Genomic DNA, 20,909 nt, shown 5'->3' on the forward strand with positions numbered 1-20,909 from the left:
ATTTACAATTATACCTAAATGAGTTCGTTTACAAGCTTAATAGACGGTATTTTGAAGAAAAATTATTCGACAGGCTAGTGATAGCAAGCATTACAGGGTTATGACTAATAACGGACAATCAATAAAAATAATATTTCTGTCTTTTAAAAAAAAGTTATTAAAAAGAAATGTTAAAAAAATATACCTTCATTTGTATTTAGAACCATGTTTATTGTTAATTTAGTTGATGAAAATTCAACTAATTATCGCAACATGAAAACTTTTTCTATCGGCATTCAATCACTTTTTTATCTTTTACTTATATCATTTTGTTCAAGCGTAAATAGTTATTCTCAACTTGCGGTTCCTTTTAAAGTTCGCTATCAATCGTATGTTAAAGGAGATATGATGGTCATATCAAATACAATAGTCAATCGAAAAGAAAATAGAACTTCTACATCCGAACCTTATAACGACATTACTGAAATTGCGAAATTGAATGATCAATTTGAAATGAATTACATCGATATTGATAATGATCAGTCAACGTTCAGTTCAAGTTCGGCAGCATTAAATTTGAGTAATGTTGCTTCAAAAAAAATAAAATATGCAGGTTTATATTGGTCAGCTACCTACAAATATGATTCCGGTGTAAGAGATAAAAACTGGAGTTACGTTGCTGTTGATAAAAACAGAGCTTCAGTAAATGAAATTAAATTAAAACTTCCAAATCAAAATGAATACATCACGATTACGGGTGAACTTATTTTTGACGGATTATCAGTTAAAAATTTTAAAGAAAGTGCTCCCTATGCTGTTTATGCTGATGTAACGAAAGAAATTCAATCACTTCAAAATCCTAATGGTGAGTATACCGTTGCCAACATTCGTGCCACACAAGGCATAATTAGTGGTGGAGTTGCCGGGGGTTGGACATTATTTTTGGTGTATGAAGATGAAACAGAAACCGGAAAATTCATTACCTCTTTTGATGGTTTTGTCGGAATAACAGCCAGACCTGTAGAAATTTTATACACCGGATTTAGTACCTTACCGGAAGGAAGAGTAAATGCCAAATTGGCCGGATCGGTTTTAGAAGGTGACAGAAACTTAGTGGGTGATCAATTGGAAATTAAATCCGGAGATAGTAAAAATTATACGTTATTAAGTCATTCTTTAAAGCCGATAGATAATTTCTTCAATAGCACAATTGTGGTTAACGATTCTTACTTTGAAAACAGAAACCCTAATAGCATAAACACATTGGGGTATGACACCTTTCTTATTCCTATCGACAATGAAAATAATGCTGTGATTCAGAATAACACCTCAAAAGTTTCATTGAAATTGAAATCATCAGGCGATCGATATAGTATGTTTTTCAGTGCTTTTAATGTGGAAGTAAAGGATCCTGTTAAAGAAATCGAATCAAACCTTTTGGCATCAAAAGAAATAAAAGAAGTTCAAAAACCGATTGCTATAAATCCTGACTTAGTTGTTACAGAAAAAGAAAAAACTGACAACTCAGAATCAAAAGAAGCGGAAAATATTACTTCTGAAAAACCTACTATTTTAGAACAAGCTATTGCAGAAATAGAACCAAAAAACGATGTAAAAGAAAAAACAGTCGAAACGAATGAAACTCAGATTGAAGAAGAAAAAGTTTCACCACCACCAACAAGAACGTATTACAGTATTCGAGATATGATTAAGGAAAGTGAAAAAATGAATGCTGAAATTGGTGAAAACGGAAACAAAAAAAGAATTACTGTTATACCTGGTGCCGATGTATTAATTCCGCAACAACCCAAAGGATACTATGTGGTAGCCAACGTTTTTGCAAAACCAAATAACGCAGAACGCTTTGAAGCCAAGTTAAAAAAGAAAGGTTTAGATGCTCAAACTTTATATAATCCAACGACCAATTTGAAAAGTGTTTACATTGGTAAATTTGGGAGTTGGTCGGATGCCATCAAATTCTACTATTCTAATGCTGAGGGAAAATATGATGGAGAGTTATGGATTATGTTAGTGAATACTTCAACCGGAACAATTTTATAAAATACAAATAGCTATAAAAATAAAAAATCCCTTCGAAAAGGGATTTTTTTATGTTCTTAAACAAAAACTTATTTTGCTCTGTTAGCATATTTGTTTTTGAATTTATCAATACGACCTGCAGTATCAATAAGTTTCGATTTACCTGTGTAAAATGGATGAGATGTTCTTGAAATCTCCATTTTAAACACCGGATATTCAACTCCTTCGTGTACAATTGTTTCTTTTGTTTCTACGGTAGATTTAGTAATAAAAACATCTTCATTAGACATGTCTTTAAATGCAACTAATCTGTAATTTTCTGGGTGAATTCCTTTTTTCATTTTGTGTAAATCTTTTTCTTATTAATGGTTGTGCTTCATTTTGCGGCTTTTCATCTTGAAAAGGTATAAACGATATACAACTTTTTGTTTATACTATTTTGAGGTTGCAAATTTAATCAATTTTAATTAACTGACAAGAACATTAGAAAAAATATTTTTTAAGGTTTTTAGGCCATATTATGTAACGTTTTATTCAATTTAATTACTAACTTAGATAACCTAAACTCAAAATCATGGAAAACCAAAAACAATCAATTAAAAGTTTAATTCTTCTTTACGGAACAATTTTAGCTGTAATCACAATCCTAATTTCTGTGGTAAAATATGCCATGGGTAATCATTTGGAAAGAAACGTTTGGGAAAGCGTTTTCGGAATTGCTTTGATGATAGCCTTGACGGTATATCCTATCATGTTATTCAAAAAGGGGAATAACGGATTTTTAAATCTTAGTCAATCAATCAAAATTGGACTTGGAGTGGCAGCAGTTTCGGGAATTATTTCAATTGTATATTTCTTTGTTTTTGCCAATTATATCGAGCCTGAATTTGCTAAACAAGTGATGGATGCTCAAATGACTGAGGCAATAAAACAAAATCCAACTATGTCTTCAGCCGACTTAGAAAAAGGAAGAGAAATGGGCCAAAAATTTGTCATGCCAATGTTATACGGAGGAATAATTGTGGTAAATTTATTTTTAGGATTCATCATTTCATTAATTGCAGGATTGGCAATGAAAAAAGAATAATTTTTGGATACTTCTTCGTATTTTTGACATTTCTTAGAAAAGTTATATGAATATATCAGTAGTAATACCACTACTCAACGAAGAAGAGTCACTCTCAGAATTACATTCCTGGATTGTTCAGGTGATGAATAAACACAACTATAGCTATGAAATCATTTTTATTGATGATGGTAGTACTGATAATTCATGGAATGTAATTGAATCTTTATCCAATCAAGATTCAAATGTAAAAGCCATCCGATTTCTCAAAAACTTCGGTAAATCGCAAGCTCTTCATGCCGGATTTGCAAAAGCTCAAGGTGATGTTGTGATTACGATGGATGCCGATTTGCAAGACAATCCAGAGGAAATTCCGGAATTATATGATTTAGTTTTAAATCAAAATTTTGACCTAGTTTCCGGTTGGAAGAAGAAAAGATATGACTCCATCGTTTCCAAAAACTTACCTTCAAAATTATTCAATTGGGCTGCCAGAAAGACTTCCGGAGTTCAATTGAATGATTTTAATTGTGGATTAAAAGCCTACAAAAATCTTGTAATCAAAAACATTGAAGTTTCCGGTGAAATGCATCGCTACATTCCTGTTTTGGCTAAAAACGCCGGTTTTTCTAAAATTGGAGAAAAAGTAGTCAAACACCAAGCCAGAAAATATGGAGAAACCAAATTTGGAATGGAACGTTTTATCAATGGTTTTTTGGATTTAATCACCATTTGGTTTCTCTCTCGATTTGGAAAAAGACCAATGCATCTTTTTGGAGCTTGGGGTGTTTTGATGTTTTTAATCGGGTTTTCAACAGCCGGTTACATCGGAATTTCGAAATTATATCGATTATATAATGATTTATCGTATGATTTAGTTACCAATAGCCCGTATTTTTATATCTCTTTAACCACAATGATTATTGGCTCACAATTATTCTTAGCCGGATTTTTGGGAGAAATCATTTTGCGAAACAAAGAATCAAACGAAAATTATAAAATTTCAAACGAATTAAATATGAATTAAAAAACTCAAAGCCATTTAAAAACAATAAACGCCAAAATCATGAATTTAGAAATCATTCAACAACAAATTATCGAATTAAGAGGTCAAAAAGTAATGCTCGATTTTCATTTAGCCGATTTATATGAAATCGAAACAAAAGTTCTAAAACAAGCTGTCAAACGAAATATAAATCGTTTTCCAAATGATTTTATGTTTGAACTTAGTAAAGAAGAATTTGAATGTTTGAGGTCACAAATTGTGACATCAAAAAGAGGTGGATTGCGTTATATGCCATTTGCCTTTACAGAACAAGGTGTTGCCATGCTTTCCAGTGCTTTAAATTCGGAAAAAGCAATCGCCATAAACATTGCCATTATGCGAACATTTGTCTCATTAAGGCAATTTGCACTGAATTACAAAGATTTAAATGATAAAATAACCGAAATTGAAAAACAGTTTCCTGATATATATAAGATTTTAAATTTTTTAATGGATAAAGAAAAAACTGTTTCAATCAAAGAAAGAAATAAAATAGGATTCAAAAAATAAACACTATGTATATTCCTGAAAACATTCTCAAAAAAGTAAATGAGTGGTTAACACCAACCTTTGATACCGCTACACAAGAGGAAATTCAAAAAATGATGACTTCTTCTCCAAAAGAACTGGAAGAAAGTTTTTATAAAAACCTTGAATTCGGTACCGGCGGAATGCGAGGCATCATGGGCGTTGGAACCAATCGAATTAATAAATATACGCTTGGAAAAAACACTCAAGGTCTTTCCAATTACCTCAAACAAGCTTTTCCAAATGAACAGTTAAAAGTGGTCATCGCCTATGATTGCCGTCATAACAGCGACACCTTAGCCAAAGTGGTTGCCGATGTTTTTTCTGCAAACGGAATTAAAGTTTATCTTTTTGAAGAATTACGTCCAACTCCGGAACTGTCATTTGCATTAAAACATTTGAATTGCCACGCGGGAATCGTTTTAACGGCTTCACACAACCCACCGGAATACAACGGATACAAAGTATACTGGCAAGATGGCGGACAATTAGTGCCTCCACAAGACGAGGAAATTATTCAGGTTATTGAAAATTTAGCTTACGATGAAATAAAATTTGAAGCCAACGAAAATCTAATTGAATACATTGGTGCAGAAGTTGATGAAGCTTTTTTTAATTCAACTATAGAAAATGCAAGCTTTAACACTCCGGCTGCTTCTAAAGAGAATTTAAAAATTGTCTATACTTCTTTGCATGGAACATCCATCAAAGCAATTCCGCCAGTATTAGCAAAAGCAGGGTATACTAACGTCAATATTGTTAAAGAACAAGAAGCTCCCGATGGAAATTTCCCAACCGTAAAATCACCAAACCCTGAAGAACCGGAAGCTTTAACGATGGCTTTGGCTTTGGCAGAAAAAACAAATGCTGACATTGTTATTGGTACCGACCCTGATTCTGACCGATTAGGAGTGGCCGTTCGCAATTCGGAAGGAAAAATGACTTTGTTAAACGGTAATCAAACCATGGTCATCATGACTGCCTTTTTATTAGAACAATGGAAACGTCAAAATCGATTCAAAGGCAATGAATTCATTGGATCCACGATTGTATCAACACCTATGATGCTTGAATTAGCTTCAGCGTACGGCGTAGAATGTAAAGTAGGCTTAACCGGTTTTAAATGGATAGCCAAATTCATTAAAGATTTTCCTAACCAAAAATTTATTGGTGGTGGCGAAGAGAGTTTTGGTTACATGGTAGGTGATGCTGTTCGCGATAAAGATGCCGTGGCCGCTACCCTACTTGTTTGTGAAGTTGCTGCTCAAGCAAAAGCTGCCGGAAGCACTTTATATCAAGAACTACTAAACTTATACGTAGACCACGGATTTTATAAAGAATATTTGATTTCTTTAACTAAGAAAGGTATTGAAGGTGCAAATGAAATCAAACAAATGATGATTGATTTACGCGAAAATCCACTCAAAGAAATTAACGGACAACGAGTAATATGCATTGAAGATTATGAAAATTCAACTGCACGAAATTTAATTTCAAATGAAACAGAAACGCTTTTAATTCCTAAATCAAATGTGTTAATTTATTATTTGGAAGACGGAACCAAAATTTGTGCTCGTCCAAGTGGAACTGAACCGAAAATTAAATTCTATTTCAGTGTAAATGAACCGCTGGATTCATTGGAGAATTTCAATAAAGTAGAAGCTGATTTGGATCAAAAAATTAAGAACATTGTCGCAGAAATGCAGTTAAACTAATGGATGAAAATTTTAAAAAAATAATTCCGTTTGCTAAAAAATTCAAAGGTCATATTTTTTGGAATGTGACTTTTAATGTATTGTATGCTTTATTTAGTACACTTTCATTTGTTGCTTTATTCCCCTTAATGGAAGTATTGTTTAAAATGAATGAACGAGTAATTGAATTACCTAAGTACACCGGAATAATGAATATTGGCTCTTATGGAAAACAATATTTGCAATACTATGTTACCAAATTATCTGAAGAAGAAGGTAAAGAATATTCTTTATTATTAACGGTTGCCTTGGTTATTTCTACTTTTTTATTCAAAAATCTTTTTAATTATTTAGCATCTCAACATTTAACTAAGGTAAAAAATGGAGTGCTTCGCGATTTACGGGAAAAAATGTTTAGTAAAATTATCGCACTTCCTGTTTCCTATTATTCAGAAAAAAGAAAAGGCGATATCATGGCTAGAATGTTGGGTGATGTGAACGAAGTTCAAAACTCGTTTTTTATGATTTTAGAATTAATTGTAAAAGAACCACTTACCATTTTGTTTGCTATCATTGCGATGATGAATATCAGTTTAAAATTGACGCTTTTTGTTTTTGTTTTTATTCCAATTTCAGGGTTTATCATTTCAAAAGTTGGTAAAAGTTTAAAATCAAAGTCTCAAAATGCTCAAAAGGAAAACGGTTATTTAATTTCAATTGTTGAAGAAAGTTTAGGAGGACTAAAAGTCGTAAAAAGTTATAATGCTGAAAGCTATTTCAAAAATATCTTTAATAACTCGATTGACAAATTACTAAAATTGAATAACAGCATCGGTAAAAAAAACAACTTAGCTTCTCCTATGAGTGAATTTATGGGAATTGTTGTGATTGCAATATTACTTTGGTATGGTGGTAATTTAGTTTTAGTAGAACAATCATTGAATGGTGCGTTGTTCATCGTTTATTTAGGATTGGCCTACAACATATTAACTCCTGCAAAAGCAATTTCAAAAGCATCGTATGCTGTGAAAAATGGATTAGCTGCGGCAGAGCGTGTGTTTGAAGTATTGGAAGTTGAGAATACAATTACTGACAAACTTGATGCAATTCAAAAAAAATCATTCGATCAAAGTATAACGATAGAAAATATTAACTTTAAATATGAAGATGAAATTGTTCTGAAAAATTTCTCTTTACAAATTCCAAAAGGAAAAACCGTCGCCTTAGTCGGTCAATCAGGTAGTGGAAAAAGTACGATTGCCAATTTACTTACTCGTTTTTATGATGTAAATGAGGGTTCAATTAAAATTGACAATAAGGATATAAAAGACTTATCAATGAATTCTTTACGGAATTTAATGGGATTGGTTACGCAAGATTCCATCTTATTTAATGACACAATCAAAAACAATATTCTTTTAGGTAAGCATGATGCAAGCGACGAAGAAATTATTTCGGCTTTAAAAATTGCAAACGCCTATGAATTTGTGAAAGACTTACCAAACGGAATCCACACAAATATAGGTGATTCCGGAGGAAAATTATCCGGCGGACAAAAACAACGTCTTTCAATCGCACGAGCCGTTTTGAAAAACCCGCCGATAATGATTTTGGATGAAGCCACTTCTGCTTTGGATACTGAAAGCGAAAAATTCGTGCAAATTGCTTTAGAAAATATGATGCAAAATAGAACTTCGATTGTGATTGCTCACCGTCTTTCCACCATTCAAAAAGCAGATGTAATTGTGGTTATGCAAAAAGGTGAAATAGTCGAGCAAGGAACGCATGACGAATTGTTAGCCAAAAACGGAATATATTCTAAATTAGTGATGATGCAGTCGTTTGAATAGTTTGAAAGTTGCGGGTTGCGAGTTGCGGGTTTTGAAAATTATAAACATAGAAAACAAAAAATGACAAGAACAACTTTCACAATTATTTTCATGGTAATTGCCGGAATATTCCTTTATGCAATGGCACATTTTGAAAAATTGGATCTAGTTGGAAAATTTGGTTTTATTTTAATTTTAGCTGGCTATACTGCCGGACAATACTCTACTAAATTCCCTAAAGAAAAAGAATAATCAAACAGTCTAAAAATCTAATAATCCAAAATGTTCGTTAACAATCCAACAATCAACCTTCCTGAAGATCCTGACACCATTGTTTGGAAATACTTGGATTTGTCTAAATTTTTGGATTTGTTACTTTCAAAAAAGTTATTCATGTCGCGATCGGATAAATTTGAAGACCAATACGAAGGAACTTTTAGCGAACCCACCTACGAGGAAATCCGAAAAATTGCCGAAAATAATCCGAAATTTTTGAACTATTATAAATCACACCGGGAAAAAATTGTCATCAGTAGTTGGCACATCAATGAATATGAATCGTTTGCCATGTGGCAGATTTTCACTAAAAATAATGAAGGTTTGGCAATTCAATCCACCGTAAAGCGAATGCAGGATGCTTTAAAACCGGAAAGAAAAACAGAACAATTTATTGGAGAAGTAAATTATATCGATTACAAAAAAGAGTATATTCCATTTGACGATACCTTTTTTCCTTTCTTATTCAAGCGAAAAAGTTTTCAGTACGAAAGAGAAGTTCGCATTATTTCCGATGTTACCCAAAATAATATGACTATCAATGATGGTTTAAAAATTGACGTAGATATCAACCAACTGATAGAACGCATTTACATTCATCCCAAATCGGAAAACTGGTATAAAAACTTGGTTATTCAGTTGATGGAACAACTCGGATTTAATTTTACGATAGAAAAATCAGATTTAGAAAGTGATATTCTGATTTAATTGAATGGTTTGTATTCGTTCAATTTCCATTCTGCATCCATCAAATCTATAAAATAGTAGAAAACCGCATCGTCTTTATCGAAATCTCCATTTTTATTCGAATCTTGAATCGTTCGAATGTACAAACGGTTTTTTACTTCCATTAAATTCCAATCAATTAACTCTTGATAATCCGGCGTGATTTTAGTGAATTTATCTCCGGAAATATCACTAATATAAAGCGATCTAATGTCATTTGAATCTAATTTCCCATCTTTATTTGTATCCATATCTGAAATTGAATACACCATAATTTGCTTTTTAGATTTTTGAGCAAACATATTCAAATAGGTTGCCGTTTGAATAACCAATGGTTTTTCAGTCAATGGCTTAGAATTAACAGAATCAATATGTTGAATATAAATATTCTTTAAAAAACCGGTAATTTCAAACCGATTATAATTTGAAACCGCATAACTCAAACGACTTGTGCTAGATGAACCATAACTCATTTTAGATTTGGTATCATAAACTCTGACCTCACCCACCGGATGAAGCAAATAGGAAGTTCCATCCATGTGAACCGGAAGATCGGCTATTTTTATTTGAGTCGTATCCACTTTAGCTTCTACCTTTGTGGCCGATTCCTCATAAATAACTTTCGGCTTTTCTTCCTCTTGCTCTTTGCAACTGAATAAAACCAAAACCGCCAAAAAACTATAATTGAAATTGAAACGCATACTATAAAAGTTATGTTTCAAAGATATAAAATATAATCAGATTATAACCTCGCTGTTAACTTCAAATTAAATACTCGCGTAGTCATATAGTTGGGTACTCCATATTGCGTTTTAGTATAAACATCACGCACCCATGTATTTGTAATTGCATTTTGATTATTAAACAAATTAAATATTTCAAGCCCTACTGATAAATCTTTAAAACGTTTTAGCCAATGAGTATCTGGTCGCAATTCGTTCTTTTCTGTTAAAACATATTGAAATCCAACATCAGCTCTTCGGTAATCTCGCAAACGCAATTGATAATCATAAGGATCAGCATAGGACGGCGAACCGCCGGGCAAACCGGTGTTGTAAACCAAATTCAAATACATTTTTAAACTTGGAATATTCGGAACATAATCCTGAAACAAAACGCCAAATTTCAAACGTTGATCGGTTGGTCTTGCAATAAAACCTCTATCTTGATAATTTTCTTCCGTTTTCAAATAACCAAAACTAAACCATGATTCGGTTCCGGGAACGAATTCACCATTCAGACGCATATCAAAACCATAGACGTATGCTTCTGCTTCATTATCGGCAATATAGCGAATACGAACATTGTCTAAGGTATATGTATTTACGTCAGATAAATCTTTATAATACAACTCACTTACCAATTTAAATGGTCTATCCCACATTTTAAAACTGTAATCATTACCCAACACAAAATGAATGGATTGTTGAGCTTTCACGTTGGGTCTTACTTGCCCCTCAAATCCACGAAGTTCTCGATAGAATGGTGGTTGATGGTAAAGCCCTCCAGAGGCTCTGAAAACCATGTCTTTTTTCCATTTTGGTTTAATGGCAAATTGTGCTCTAGGACTAAACACCAGTTGACTTTTCCCATCTAAATCATCACCGGAAACTTGCCATTGATGCATTCGCACTCCGGCATTGTACCAAACTTCACTGGAACCCAAATTTGATTTTCTACTCCATTGAGCATACCCCGAAAAACGATCTATGGTTGTAAAATTTGTAGCTCGAACACTTTGAAAAGGAACTAACGGCCCAACATACGGATTGTACGGTTGGTCGTTTACAGGAAAATCACGGGGTGGATTAATGGAAAATCCGGCAGAATCAATTACTTCCCACTCCACTAAACGATCGCGAATATCTTCTTTGGTATATTTTATTCCCCATTCCAACGCATTATCATTGAGTTTGTGAAAACCTTTTACTTCTGTGTTGATAATTAATGCGTCTAAATCATTTCGTCCATGATTCAATTGCGTTCCGATACCTCTGTTAAAACGAACATCGCCAAAGGTTTCCGAACCAATATTGCTATCCACTTCTCCTAAAAAATAGGCGGCAAAAATATCAAAATACTCTTGTTCTTGGGTGTGATAAGCCGACCCAATAAACTTTAAAGTATTGTTATCATTGATATTATAGGAAGTTTTAAACGCTCCAAACAAGGTTTGATATTGATCTTTTTCCTGTCCGTCATAAAAAATCTGCAATGCAATCGGTTCGTCAATGGTCCCAAAATTGGTTTGACGTGTCAAGGGTTCAAAATTATATTTGTTTTGAGAAACATTTCCTAAAAATCCAAATTGCCATTTTGTGTTGGGTGTAAACGTTAAATACGTTTGTACATCTGTAAAAGTTGGTCGAAAATTTGACTGCGTTTCTTGACTATTCACTAATAAACTGTTATCTCGGTAGCGAACACCTGTGATATTCGCCCATTTCTGGTTTTTGCTCACTCCTTCTACTGTCAAACTTCCACCTAAAAAACTGGCTTCTAAAGCAGCTGCATAGCGAGTTGGAATGCGGTAAGTGATATCTAAAACCGAAGACAATTTATCACCGTATTTTGCCTGAAAACCTCCGGCAGAAAAGTCAACATTCTGCACCATATCGGTGTTGGTAAAACTCAAGCCTTCTTGCTGACCTGAACGAATTAAAAACGGACGATAAATTTCAATTTCGTTGACATAAACAAGATTTTCGTCATAATTTCCTCCTCGAACGGAATATTGTGTGCTTAAGTCGCTATTAGAATTAACACCAGGCAATGTTTTCATAATATTTTCAACACCCGCATTTGCTCCGGGTATTGTTCTGATAACGGCGGGTTCAATTGTAGTTATGCCTTCTACCCTTTTTCTGTTTCCTGCGGTAACAATAACTTCCCCTAATAAATCTTCAGAATCGCTCATTTGAAAATTATATTCATAATCTTCATTGGTCTTTAGTTCTAATTTAAGAGTAGCTTTTTTTAAAGAAACATGCGTAAAAACAAGCGTGATTTTTTGATTGGCGGGGATAGTCAAGGCATAAAAACCATTCACATTGGTGGTAGTTCCTTTATCTTGGTAGTTGATATTTACACCTTCAACCGGATTATTATTTTTATCTAAAATGATTCCTTTTATTCTGGCTGTTTGTGCATTGGCAACAAATCCGATGCAAAAAAGCACCAAAGCCACTATAAATTGTTTTGTTTTCAAAAGATGAATTTAAGGTTTTTGACTTCTAAAAAAATGTGATTCAAATATAGTAGAATTTCCGACATTATCTGTAATCACAATTTTTAATTCGTTTCGTCCTTCTATAACGATGTTATCTGAAAAATCGTGTATAATCTTATCACTTTTATAATCATAGTCAAACAAAATCCATTTTCCATTCAAATAACCATTGTAGGATTTGATTCCGGAGAGGTCATCCGTAATTGTAAACTGAAGATCATTTTGCTTACTCATCCACTTTCCTTCTTGAAAGTTAACCGATTTTATTTGTGGTGCAACTGAATCTTTTACCAATTGAAACTGACCTAAATTTTTGGTCCAAGTACTAAAAACATTCTCTTTAATTTTGGTAGAATTATAGGTTATTTTGCTTCCTTTCACCGTTGCAATGAAATATTTTTCTCTTTCTCCAACCGGAAGTGAATCATTTTGAAACGTAATATTGAAATTGGAATGAACCGGTGTGGCCTCATCTTGCAAGGTCAAAACGTTATCTTTTACATCAAAATTCAAATAAAAATCTTCATAGAAGGTGTTTTCAGGAATGAAAACAGAGATATTTTCTTTCGTAAAATTATAATCGTTGGAAGATTTTACAAAATAGTTTGTCTTTTGTTCTTTCTTTAAAATTTTAATCGGTTGATTTGAATATTGAATCGGAATCGTTACCGTTGTTTTATTACCATGATAATCGGAAACTTCCAATTTATAAATGTGCGAAAGATTATTTCCTACTTTAATAATTCCATTGTTTTGATTGGAAAAAACTAAACTTAACGGATATTTTTTAGCTAAGAATAATTTTTGCACCCGTTGATTCATTTTTTTAAATCGAGGATAATCTATGTAAGCATTAACATATCGGGTTTCGTCATAACTAAACGTATCAAAAGTAATTTCAAACGATGGTTTTCCGTCTAACGTTGAACTAATTTTATACACGCCATTTTTACCATAATTATTATCCGATTGATCGTATGTGTTTACGCCAATACCTATTTCGCCTTTTGCCAAAACTTTTGTGGCTAAATAACTTCCGTCTTTTTGTTGAGAAATCGGAATTTGAATTGGAATTTGCGACTGATTTACTAAACCATCTTCACTTAAGGGATAAACTACAATTTCATTGATAACCGGAATTCGGGTATCTTTTACTTTTGCATCCAACCCAAAAAAATAGGGATTAATTATTTTTTCTGTCTTCGTATCTCGGTATTCAAAATGTAAATGAGGTCCACCGGAACCACCTGTATTTCCGGACAAAGCGATAATTTCACCTTGTTTTACAACTAAATCTTCAGGTTTAGGAAAAATATCAATTTCAAAACTTTCCAACGCATAATGCTGTTTTTTCAAATAATCATCAATCTTTGGAGATGCCTTCAATAAATGCCCATAAACAGAAGTATAACCATTTGGATGGGTAATGTAAATCGCTTTACCGTAACCAAAAGTAGATATTTTGATACGTGATATGTAACCATCAGCAACGGCTATTACATTAAAACCTTCTTTTTGTTGGGTTCTAAAATCGATTCCGGAGTGAAAATGATTGGAACGCAATTCGCCAAACGTACCGGAAAGTAAAAGCGGAATATCTAATGGCGGAATAAAATCTTCTTTGGGAAATTGATTTTGAGAAAATACCACCATTGGGGCTAAAAACAGGATGTAAAGAATATGTTTCATGGCTTAGAATTTTTGCTAATTTAAAAAAAGTAGTACAAAATTCAAACCAAATTTAAAAAAAGTCAATATTTTACTGATTTACTTGACTTTATCACAAAAAACAAATTGAAAACAAAATTTATTTTTTTTATTTGCGTTAATCGTTTAGGAATACTAACTTTGTAATTCGTGTAATGAATACATGCTCCTATGAGTGAAATGGTAGAAATTGTTGATTCTCTTGAAAGTAGGCTCTCCAAACTGATAAGCAAATTGCAAAGTTTAGAGACAACAGTTCAGGATTTAAAGCAAGAATTGAAGAATTCTACCCAAACCATACAAAAACAAGCAAATGAAATGGAAAGCTTGAAAAAACAGTATGAAACACTCAAAATAGCCAATTCATTATTAGGCAGTGACGAAAACAAAAGAGATACGAAGCTTAAAATAAATTCATTAATTCGTGAAATTGATTACTGTATTGCACAGTTATCTGATTAATACAGCATGAACGAAAAGCTTAAAATTAAACTATCAATTGCAGACCGAGTATATCCGTTAACGGTAGATCCTATGCAGGAAGAAGGACTTCGAAGTGCTTCTAAAAAAATTGATATCATGATTAAGCAATTTGAAGAAAATTATGCTGTGCGAGACAAGCAAGATGTGTTAGCCATGTGTGCTTTGCAGTTTGCCTCTCAGTTGGAGCAAAAACAAATCGAAAAAACGGAAGACAATCAGGAATCGTTAGAAAGACTGAAAAAAATAAATGATTTATTAGCCAATTATCTGGAAAAATAAATACGTTCTTATACATTAATTAAGATACTGCCTACATTAGTTTCTATTTGATAAACTCAACACTAACATTTTAGAATGAGCAAATCTTCATTACTATAGCATGCCCACCTTGTAGTGGGATCCTTGAACAGTGAGTTAGCTCAAAACTTGTCATAACGAGTTTATACAATCACCTAATGTAGGCTTTTTTTATATATAAACCTTACACAAACAAATGGACAGTACATTACTACTTATTATCGCCGGAATTGTTGGTCTTGCAGCGGGTTTTGCAATAGCAAAAGTCATTGAAAAAAGCAACGTTTCCAACCTTATAAAAAATGCAAAAAAAGAAGCCGCTTCCATCCTAAAAGATGCAAAAGTAGAGGCAGAAAACATTAAGAAAGACAAATTACTTCAAGCTAAAGAAAAGTTTTTAGAATTAAAATCGGAACACGAAAAAGAAATTTTATCGAAAGACAAAAAAATTGCTGAAGTTGAAAAAAGAGTGCGTGACAAAGAATCACAAGTATCCAGTGAATTAGCAAAAGCTAAAAAATCAGCGGATGATTTTGATGCGAAAATTGCAGATTATAATAATAAACTTGAAGTACTTGACAAAAAACAAATTGAAGTTGAAAAACTACATAAAAGTCAAGTTGAACAATTAGAAGTTATATCCGGTTTATCTGCCGAAGAAGCCAAAGAACAATTAGTAGAAAGTTTAAAAGCTGAAGCTAAAACGAAAGCTATGGCTCATATTCAAGATACGCTTGAAGAAGCTAAATTAACTGCTCAGCAAGAAGCCAAAAAAGTTATTATCAACACGATTCAACGAGTAGGAACGGAAGAAGCAGTAGAAAATTGCGTTTCTGTTTTCAACATTGAATCGGATGATGTGAAAGGTAGAATCATTGGTCGTGAAGGAAGAAATATCCGTGCCTTAGAAGCCGCAACCGGTGTTGAAATTATTGTAGATGATACTCCGGAAGCAATTATTCTTTCTTGTTTTGACCCGGTTAGAAGAGAAATTGCTCGATTGGCGTTACATAAATTAGTTACCGATGGTCGCATTCACCCTGCAAGAATTGAAGAAGTGGTTGCTAAAACGACGAAACAAATTGATGACGAAATCATTGAAGTGGGTAAGCGAACTGTTATCGATTTAGGAATTCACGGTTTACATCCTGAATTAATTAAAGTGGTGGGTAGAATGAAATATCGTTCTTCTTACGGACAGAACTTATTACAACACTCAAGAGAAGTAGCCAAATTGTGTGGAATCATGGCGGCTGAACTAGGATTAAACGTAAAATTAGCCAAACGTGCCGGACTTTTACACGATATTGGTAAAGTGCCTGACACAGAAAGCGAATTACCTCACGCAATATTAGGTATGCAATGGGCTGAAAAATACGGTGAAAAAGAAGAAGTTTGCAACGCCATTGGAGCCCATCATGATGAAATTGAAATGAAATATTTGATTTCTCCAATTATTCAAGTGTGTGATGCTATTTCTGGTGCAAGACCGGGAGCAAGACGTCAAGTATTGGATTCTTACATTCAACGTTTGAAAGATTTAGAAGCGATTGCTTTTGGATTTAATGGTGTGAAAAGTGCATATGCCATTCAAGCCGGACGTGAATTACGTGTGATTGTAGAAAGTGAAAAAGTTTCTGATGAACAGGCCGCAAAACTTTCCTTTGAAGTTTCTCAAAAAATTCAAACGGAAATGACGTATCCGGGACAAGTGAAGATTACAGTAATTCGCGAAACGAGAGCGGTGAATATCGCAAAATAATTATCATTATTGATTATCTAATTTCCGTTTAGAAAGATAAAAGACAAATTTTATTGAAATGACTTGCAGAAATGTGAGTCATTTTTTTTATAAATAAAGTGCCAAAACAGACAACCCACAACCGTAGCTACTTCCTAGGGTGAAATCGATTCACAATTTGCGTTAAATGTTTTCGATCTAAATGCACATACACCTCGGTAGTAGTAATCGATTCGTGTCCCAACATTAATTGAATGGAACGCAAATCGGCACCGTTTTCTAACAAATGCGTAGCAAAGGAATGACGAAATGTGTGCGGACTTATCGCTTTGTTTAAATTAATCTTAACCGCTAAATCTTTTATAATTGTAAAAATCATCGCTCTGGTAAGCTGCTTTCCTCTTCGGTTAAGGAATAGCGTGTCTTCGTGTCCTTTTTGAATGTTTAAATGTGTGCGGACATGATTTTTATACAACTCAATAAACTTCTGTGTAGTACTTCCAATGGGAACAAAACGTTGTTTGTTGCCTTTTCCGGTGATTTTGATAAAACCTTCTTCAAAAAACAAGTCGGAGATTTTGAGGGTGATTAATTCGGAAACACGGAATCCACAACCGTATAAGGTCTCCAGCATCGCTTTGTTGCGTTCTCCCTCGTCTTTTGATAAATCGATAGCCGCAATCAAGGCATCAATGTCTTGAACGGAAAGCGTATCGGGTAATTTTCTGCCAATTTTTGGGGTTTCGATTAATTCCATTGGATTATCAGTACGGTAATCTTCAAAAATTAGATAGGAAAAAAAACTTTTTAAACCGGAAATAATGCGGGCTTGTGATCGTGGATTAACTTCTTTGGAAACCGCATAAATAAATTGTTGAATTTCTTCTTCGCCAATAGTAATTGGATTTTTAAGAATCGCATTTTCATCCAAAAATTGTGTCAAACGAAATAAGTCAAACGAATAGTTATCAATTGTGTTTTTTGATAAACCTCGTTCAATTTTTAAATACGATTGAAAACTTTTGATATACGTTTGCCAATTCATGTTCCAAAGTTCGACAATTTGATGGAATAAAAAAACCACGCACAAGGCGTGGTTTAAAATTATATTTTCTAAAAATTAGAATTTGTAGATAAGACCAAATCTTAAATCTGATAAATCTAAACCAAAATTGAAAGTATTTGTGCTGTCTTGAGCACCATCAACTTCAAAAGTATTGTAACCTACCAATCCCCAAGAAGCTTCGATAGCGAAGTTACTTGAAAGGAAATAACTAACACCAGGAGCAAGGCCTAAACCAAAACCATTACCTTTTACGTCTGTTAAATTATTTTCAGCACTTACGTAAGCAACTTCAGCTTCTCCAAAAATTGAAAATTTATTTGCTGGAGTCCAGTAATATCTTGCAAAACCAGCTATACCAAGAGTTGTTAAATCTTGAGTATCTACGTTTCCAGATTCTGCTTTGTCAGAAGTATACAAAATTCTTCCTCCAATAGCGATCTTATCACTAACAAAATAACCTAAGCTAGGAGCTACTGTAAATGAGTTTGATTTGTCATCACCAGTTTTTTCAGAAGAAATTCCAAAAGAACCTGTTAAAAACAAATCTCCTTTAGCAAAACCACCATCAGTAGTTGTTGCTTATTGTGCGTTAGCAAATCCGAAAGCGAATACTGCTGCAACTGTTAAAATAATTTTTTTCATGTTTTACTTGTTTTAAAGTTATGCTACAAAATTTTAAACTATTTTTGTAAGTAATTATTGGCTCTTTTACAGTTATTAACAACTTTATCAACAATAGTTTATTGTTTTTAACGATTCGTTAAACAATAAAAATGTAGTAAATTTGTTTTAGCAATGAAACAACTAAATAATTAAAACATGAAAAAGCTAATTTTAATTTTTGCGTTTTTGGTTTTAGGATTATCGCAATCAAACGCTCAAATGCTTAAGTTTGGTGTAAAAGCCGGAGCCAATTTTGCCAGTTTAGAAGGAGATGGATTAGAAGGTTTAGAGACCTATACTAGTTTTCATTTTGGTGCTTTGTTGGAATTGAAAGTTTTTGAAAACTTTTCACTACAACCCGAATTATTGTATTCTTCACAAGGAGCCAAATTGAACAGTGAGGCAGTGGATGACATCAACTTTAACTATGTAACTGTTCCTGTTTTAGCAAAATTCTACTTGATTTCGAATAGATTGAGTGTAGAAGCCGGTCCGCAATTTTCCTTTTTAATTGATGATAATGTCGGCGATCAATTTGAATCAGAATCGTTCGATTTTGCGGCGGTCGGCGGTATAGGTTTAAACATAACAGACAATATCTTCGCTCAGGCCAGGTATGTTGTTGGTTTAACAGAAGCTTCTAAAGATGCTGAAGTGAAAAACAGAGTGATTCAGGTTTCACTGGGTTATCGATTCTAACCAATAAAAATTTTAAACCATATAAGTCATATAAGTTTTCAGACACTCTAAACTTACATGACTTATATGGTTAATTTTTTTCTATTTTACTTTATCAGACACAAAACCACCTTTGGCACTGGAAACCTCAACGGTTGCTCCGTTTGCGTTACCTGAAACAATCCAACGAACTTTCACGCTTCCCATACCACGTATATTATCGATTTCAATAGTTTGTGGACTGTGTTTTTGCTCGGTAAACAAATTCAAGTCTTCATTTTCAACGGTCATTCCGGCCACAACATTGGCTCCTTTTATAGATATGTAGTCCGGTCGCTCAATTTTGTTTTTCACATCAATAGACGAATGGGTTGGGATGATTCGAGTATTCATGATAGTAGCTGTTACTGCGGTTAATCCTCCGGAAAGTTTTTCTGTTTTAACATCTAAAATTTCAAGTTTTGGTGTTTGATAGGCGTGATATAATGTAAAAGCCATATTCCGATGAGCATCTTCCTGCAACATAAAACCGGGGTGATTTCGGATATAATTCTTCTTGGCTCCTCCTATTTCAATTTCTCCAAACTGTGGATGATTGAACGGTTTCCATTCTACATAACCATCGCCAAATAACAAATATTTATCAAATTCATTAAATTCATCGTTATCCCATCGGCTACCTGCAATTTTTTGATTAAATAATTTATAGGAAGTCATCAACTCATTACTAAACGTAAAAATGCCACGTGTTAACGAAAGAAAATCAATTTCACCACCATAAACCGTGTATAAATCTTTGTGCAATACAAAATAATTATAACCCGGAATAATTTTCTCTCCCAGTTTACCAATGTTATCGTACACTTCAATATCTTGTCTGCTAAACAACGGATCATCCTCGGCTGCACCGGGACCACGCAGAAACATCCCACCGTAATTATGATAACTTTGTGCACCGGCAATATTGGGATGATTGACAATGAAATTTTTCACGGCTCGTGTTTCCGGCAAAGTTCCCGGATAAAAAAGAGCTCCACGTTGCACGTAATCCGGTTGCCAGTTCCAGCCCCAATCGCGATTAGGATCATAAGTGCCCAATTGGTCTTCGTTTACCAATCCGTCTCCGTCTGCATCAAGTCCTTCGTAACCCAATAGTTCATATTCACCCATTTCATCGCCACGCACTTGATACATTCTGCTAGGATATTTAGGATCAATTTTATAACGGCCAGTTTTTGATTTTCTTCGCATCATCACAATATTTCCGTCGCCGTCTAAATCGTTATACTTATCTTCATTCACTAAACCATCACCATCGTTATCAAAAGGACGCATTCCTGAACGGGAAGAATTGGCCGTGTTTTCTTTATGAATAAAATTTTCACGTGCATCCGGACTAATAGTCAAAGCAATGTAAAATACTTTTTCCTTTAGCAAAGTATTGATGAATTTGACCGTCTGAAAACTTTCTGCCAAATACCAAGCGGTGTACATTGAAATTTCAACACCTTGTAATTCGTTGGCATGTATACCGCCATCAATATAAAAACCGGGTTTGTTTTCTATTTTATCTGTTTTAAAATCAGACACCGTCAAAACCCAAATATCTCTACCTTCAAAAGATTTTTCGATGGATTCCATTTTTACCAAATTGGGATAAGCTTTCACCAAATCTTTACCAAACTGTGTAATTTGAGCATAATCATGATAACGGTCCCAAGACATTCGCACTTTTGGATTGGCCGGTGAACCAATTGCACGCATTCCGTTTAAATCTTGTGGAGCAATATCATTTTTTTGAGCATTTATACTTGCCATTAACAAACATAAAATGGAAGTCAGTATATATTTTTTCATGTGTA

The 20,909-nt window shown here is 33.7% G+C and carries 19 protein-coding genes, 1 other RNA gene and 1 pseudogene; 14 read left to right on the forward strand and 7 right to left on the reverse strand.

What is annotated here, in order from left to right; all coding sequences use genetic code 11:
* Both ACIQ0M_RS11040 and ACIQ0M_RS11045 read left to right on the forward strand, forming a co-directional pair.
* A pseudogene (locus ACIQ0M_RS11040) lies at positions 1 to 104 on the forward strand (IS1595 family transposase); the annotation flags it as partial.
* 148 nt (positions 105 to 252) lie between these two features.
* Positions 253 to 2,040 (forward strand): SPOR domain-containing protein, encoded by a 1,788-nt coding sequence (locus tag ACIQ0M_RS11045; RefSeq protein ID WP_396152200.1) that lies wholly within the window; start codon positions 253 to 255, stop codon positions 2,038 to 2,040.
* A gap of 68 nt (positions 2,041 to 2,108) precedes the next feature.
* On the opposite strand, the gene ACIQ0M_RS11050 is transcribed toward ACIQ0M_RS11045, so the two are convergent.
* Positions 2,109 to 2,360, reverse strand: coding sequence for a type B 50S ribosomal protein L31 (locus ACIQ0M_RS11050; protein WP_026710922.1), 252 nt, complete (start codon positions 2,358 to 2,360; stop codon positions 2,109 to 2,111).
* A 233-nt stretch (positions 2,361 to 2,593) separates the two neighbouring features.
* Between ACIQ0M_RS11050 and ACIQ0M_RS11055 the strand changes: the two genes are divergently transcribed.
* From ACIQ0M_RS11055 to ACIQ0M_RS11085, 7 genes are read left to right on the forward strand one after another with little or no spacing between them, the layout of a single operon-like run.
* Positions 2,594 to 3,106: a DUF4199 domain-containing protein gene (locus ACIQ0M_RS11055; RefSeq protein WP_396152202.1), complete on the forward strand. Its 513-nt coding sequence runs from the start codon at positions 2,594 to 2,596 to the stop codon at positions 3,104 to 3,106.
* A 46-nt stretch (positions 3,107 to 3,152) separates the two neighbouring features.
* Positions 3,153 to 4,112: a glycosyltransferase family 2 protein gene (locus tag ACIQ0M_RS11060; protein WP_396152204.1), complete on the forward strand. Its 960-nt coding sequence runs from the start codon at positions 3,153 to 3,155 to the stop codon at positions 4,110 to 4,112.
* A 39-nt stretch (positions 4,113 to 4,151) separates the two neighbouring features.
* Positions 4,152 to 4,640 (forward strand): ORF6N domain-containing protein, encoded by a 489-nt coding sequence (locus tag ACIQ0M_RS11065; protein ID WP_396152206.1) that lies wholly within the window; start codon positions 4,152 to 4,154, stop codon positions 4,638 to 4,640.
* A 5-nt stretch (positions 4,641 to 4,645) separates the two neighbouring features.
* Entirely contained in the window at positions 4,646 to 6,373 is a 1,728-nt protein-coding gene (locus tag ACIQ0M_RS11070; RefSeq protein WP_396152209.1) for a phospho-sugar mutase, read from the forward strand.
* Positions 6,373 to 8,202 carry an ABC transporter ATP-binding protein gene (locus ACIQ0M_RS11075; RefSeq protein WP_396152211.1) on the forward strand — a complete coding sequence of 610 codons (1,830 nt, stop codon included), beginning with the start codon at positions 6,373 to 6,375 and terminating at the stop codon, positions 8,200 to 8,202. Before ACIQ0M_RS11070 ends, ACIQ0M_RS11075 begins: the two co-directional genes overlap by 1 nt.
* Before the next feature lie 60 nt (positions 8,203 to 8,262).
* Entirely contained in the window at positions 8,263 to 8,433 is a 171-nt protein-coding gene (locus ACIQ0M_RS11080; protein ID WP_396152214.1) for a hypothetical protein, read from the forward strand.
* Positions 8,434 to 8,463: 30 nt separating this feature from the next.
* Positions 8,464 to 9,165 carry a hypothetical protein gene (locus ACIQ0M_RS11085; protein ID WP_396152216.1) on the forward strand — a complete coding sequence of 234 codons (702 nt, stop codon included), beginning with the start codon at positions 8,464 to 8,466 and terminating at the stop codon, positions 9,163 to 9,165.
* Here the strand turns inward: ACIQ0M_RS11085 and ACIQ0M_RS11090 are convergent.
* Genes ACIQ0M_RS11090 through ACIQ0M_RS11100 form a run of 3 tightly spaced genes read right to left on the reverse strand, consistent with a single transcriptional unit; the run spans position 9,162 to position 14,101 of the window.
* Entirely contained in the window at positions 9,162 to 9,884 is a 723-nt protein-coding gene (locus ACIQ0M_RS11090) for a hypothetical protein (RefSeq protein ID WP_396152218.1), read from the reverse strand. The two genes, ACIQ0M_RS11085 and ACIQ0M_RS11090, sit on opposite strands and share 4 nt — an antisense overlap.
* A gap of 41 nt (positions 9,885 to 9,925) precedes the next feature.
* Positions 9,926 to 12,391, reverse strand: coding sequence for a carboxypeptidase-like regulatory domain-containing protein (locus ACIQ0M_RS11095; RefSeq protein WP_396152220.1), 2,466 nt, complete (start codon positions 12,389 to 12,391; stop codon positions 9,926 to 9,928).
* Between the two features lie 9 nt (positions 12,392 to 12,400).
* Complete coding sequence (locus ACIQ0M_RS11100) at positions 12,401 to 14,101, reverse strand: M23 family metallopeptidase (protein WP_396152222.1); 1,701 nt, start codon at positions 14,099 to 14,101, stop codon at positions 12,401 to 12,403.
* A 189-nt stretch (positions 14,102 to 14,290) separates the two neighbouring features.
* Between ACIQ0M_RS11100 and ACIQ0M_RS11105 the strand changes: the two genes are divergently transcribed.
* The 4 genes from ACIQ0M_RS11105 (at position 14,291) to rny (ending at position 16,661) form a co-directional block, all read left to right on the forward strand.
* Entirely contained in the window at positions 14,291 to 14,581 is a 291-nt protein-coding gene (locus ACIQ0M_RS11105) for a hypothetical protein (RefSeq protein ID WP_129464496.1), read from the forward strand.
* Between the two features lie 6 nt (positions 14,582 to 14,587).
* Positions 14,588 to 14,881 (forward strand): cell division protein ZapA, encoded by a 294-nt coding sequence (locus tag ACIQ0M_RS11110; RefSeq protein ID WP_396152224.1) that lies wholly within the window; start codon positions 14,588 to 14,590, stop codon positions 14,879 to 14,881.
* Positions 14,882 to 14,935: 54 nt separating this feature from the next.
* A non-coding RNA gene (ssrS, locus tag ACIQ0M_RS11115) (6S RNA) lies at positions 14,936 to 15,044 on the forward strand.
* Between the two features lie 51 nt (positions 15,045 to 15,095).
* Positions 15,096 to 16,661, forward strand: a complete 1,566-nt coding sequence (rny, locus tag ACIQ0M_RS11120) for a ribonuclease Y (protein WP_396152226.1) — start codon at positions 15,096 to 15,098, stop codon at positions 16,659 to 16,661.
* A 127-nt stretch (positions 16,662 to 16,788) separates the two neighbouring features.
* On the opposite strand, the gene xerD is transcribed toward rny, so the two are convergent.
* Complete coding sequence (xerD, locus tag ACIQ0M_RS11125; RefSeq protein WP_396152228.1) at positions 16,789 to 17,685, reverse strand: site-specific tyrosine recombinase XerD; 897 nt, start codon at positions 17,683 to 17,685, stop codon at positions 16,789 to 16,791.
* Positions 17,686 to 17,760: 75 nt separating this feature from the next.
* On the reverse strand, positions 17,761 to 18,249 hold the full coding sequence (locus ACIQ0M_RS11130; RefSeq protein ID WP_396152230.1) for an outer membrane beta-barrel protein: 489 nt from the start codon (positions 18,247 to 18,249) through the stop codon (positions 17,761 to 17,763).
* Between the two features lie 276 nt (positions 18,250 to 18,525).
* On the opposite strand from ACIQ0M_RS11130, the gene ACIQ0M_RS11135 reads away from it, so the two are divergent.
* Positions 18,526 to 19,068: a porin family protein gene (locus ACIQ0M_RS11135; protein ID WP_396152232.1), complete on the forward strand. Its 543-nt coding sequence runs from the start codon at positions 18,526 to 18,528 to the stop codon at positions 19,066 to 19,068.
* Between the two features lie 81 nt (positions 19,069 to 19,149).
* On the opposite strand, the gene ACIQ0M_RS11140 is transcribed toward ACIQ0M_RS11135, so the two are convergent.
* Positions 19,150 to 20,904 (reverse strand): M14 family metallopeptidase, encoded by a 1,755-nt coding sequence (locus ACIQ0M_RS11140; RefSeq protein WP_396152234.1) that lies wholly within the window; start codon positions 20,902 to 20,904, stop codon positions 19,150 to 19,152.
* Positions 20,905 to 20,909: the final 5 nt, after the last annotated feature.

Source organism: Flavobacterium sp., from assembly GCF_044339515.1.
Lineage (GTDB): Bacteria > Bacteroidota > Bacteroidia > Flavobacteriales > Flavobacteriaceae > Flavobacterium.